1 protein-coding gene is annotated in these 218 nt (G+C 38.1%); it reads left to right on the top strand.

All coding sequences use genetic code 11. The features are described 5' to 3' along the window. On the top strand, window positions 1–218 hold a 218-nt coding region (locus M901_RS05050; protein WP_157679846.1), incomplete at both ends, for a hypothetical protein.

Genomic DNA, 218 nt, shown 5'->3' with positions numbered 1-218 from the left:
AACATGAAAGTCGCCAGTTTTGCTTTAATATTCTCACTCTTCCTCTTTCTCTGTACCGCAGCGATTTCTTATACTGAAGCATCTGAAACAGCATCTTTAAATTTAAGAGGGCAAGTTCCGCATTATTTTGGTGTTGAATATGTCTCTACTGCAAAGGGAATGAGAGTTAAACCTCGAGCAAATTTTAACTTTTATGGTGAAGTCATCGAAAGAGAGGC

It is taken from the genome of Bacteriovorax sp. DB6_IX (assembly GCF_000447775.1).
Classification (GTDB): domain Bacteria; phylum Bdellovibrionota; class Bacteriovoracia; order Bacteriovoracales; family Bacteriovoracaceae; genus Halobacteriovorax_A.
This window is presented reverse-complemented; position numbering and strand designations above follow the sequence as displayed.